This is a genomic window from Carboxylicivirga caseinilyticus (assembly GCF_050589785.1).
GTDB lineage: Bacteria > Bacteroidota > Bacteroidia > Bacteroidales > Marinilabiliaceae > Carboxylicivirga > Carboxylicivirga caseinilyticus.
Genome location: NZ_JBNGOX010000101.1, coordinates 1 through 1,320, shown reverse-complemented (window position 1 = coordinate 1,320; position 1,320 = coordinate 1). Strand labels below are relative to the sequence as shown.

At 33.2% G+C, this 1,320-nt stretch carries 2 protein-coding genes; both read left to right on the top strand.

Going from position 1 to position 1,320, the window contains the following annotated elements:
* The first annotated feature begins 312 nt into the window (after positions 1-312).
* Positions 313-864, top strand: coding sequence for a hypothetical protein (locus tag ACRD62_RS22380; RefSeq protein WP_430822309.1), 552 nt, complete (start codon positions 313-315; stop codon positions 862-864).
* Positions 865-1,215 carry a hypothetical protein gene (locus tag ACRD62_RS22375; RefSeq protein WP_430822308.1) on the top strand — a complete coding sequence of 117 codons (351 nt, stop codon included), beginning with the start codon at positions 865-867 and terminating at the stop codon, positions 1,213-1,215.
* Positions 1,216-1,320 lie beyond the last annotated feature (105 nt).

Sequence of the window (1,320 nt, the reverse complement as noted above, 5' to 3'; positions counted from 1 at the left end):
TGGTAAAGCTTTTTTTTCATGATACAATATTTTATTAACACAAATAAAGGTAGCAAGGGCAACGGACTTTAGCTACCTTTAGGTTTAGTGCAACAAGGTATAAAAGTAATAGCGGTTTCTGTGGGTAAGCAAACTTTTATGTTTCAATCTTGCCTCGCCAAATCTATCGATTTGACTCTGTAATTTAATCAATAGCTTTGGCTACTTTGTATGTTGACATGAAACCGCCTTTAATTCCGCTACTCCTCTTATACCCACCGTTGTGCACCATAAAACAGAACACGAAACAGTATAACTAACATTAGAAATAATATGAAAAGACTGATTTATTATTTACTTTTAGGACTACTCGTTGTGAGTTGCGAAAAGGATGATTCACAGAGTAGTGCGGATAGAAATGTCGTTTCAGAGGACGGCTCTATACCATTTGAAGAATTATTGATTTTGGTCAACATTAAAACGACTGACAGTACTTATTTGGTTGTAAAATCTGTGGATTCAGTAAGTATTTATATCAATAACTACTATTGGACACAAATTAACTCTCAAACACTTGATACCTCAAAAGTAGACAAACAATTAGTTGGCAATAAATACATTACTGACAACAAGATTAATTATCTAATAATTGCTAATCAAGACATAGAGCAACCTGATTATAACACAGCTGGAGAATTTGCTCAATATTTAAATGCAGCATATGAACTTAAACCGGGTGAATATGCATGTTTGATTGAATCATTTCAGATTACTTTTAACGATAATTCTACTAAAACGTATTATCCTTTTGAATACACGACATTTAAAGTAGAACAAAATTTAAGAAGTGCCTTTGTTGGTGAAATTGAAATAAAAATTGACTAAATGAAAACTATAAAATCAATATTGATAGTAAGTATTGCTGTAATTTTTCAATCTTGCTATAAACCAGGCGATATTCAAGTACAAAATAACATTACCCAGGTAAAGATAGTTGATGTTAAATGGGGAGATGTTTATATCGCAACAGAATTACTCCCCGGTGAAACATCTGAAAAACTGAAAATTGATAAATATGAAGAGAAATTACCAAGTAGTCACAAGATTTCTTTTAAAATGACAGCAAATAATAAGTCAATATATCTTGAAACCGAAGAAGTATATTTATTGGATGAAGATGATGACTTGTTGATTGTGTTGACCGATGATACAAAAGTAAAAAACCCTAATGAATAATTTACGGTGCACAATCGAGTAGCCAGCCCCACTAGCAAACGCTAGCAGGGAGAAGCTCTCACACCACCGCACGTACGGTTCTCGTATACGGCGGTTCTCTACATT

Coding starts and splice junctions, on each gene's coding strand:
- ACRD62_RS22380 (WP_430822309.1), top strand. CDS start 313: ATGAAAAGACTGATTTATTATTTACTTTTAGGACTACTCGTTGTGAGT.
- ACRD62_RS22375 (WP_430822308.1), top strand. CDS start 865: ATGAAAACTATAAAATCAATATTGATAGTAAGTATTGCTGTAATTTTT.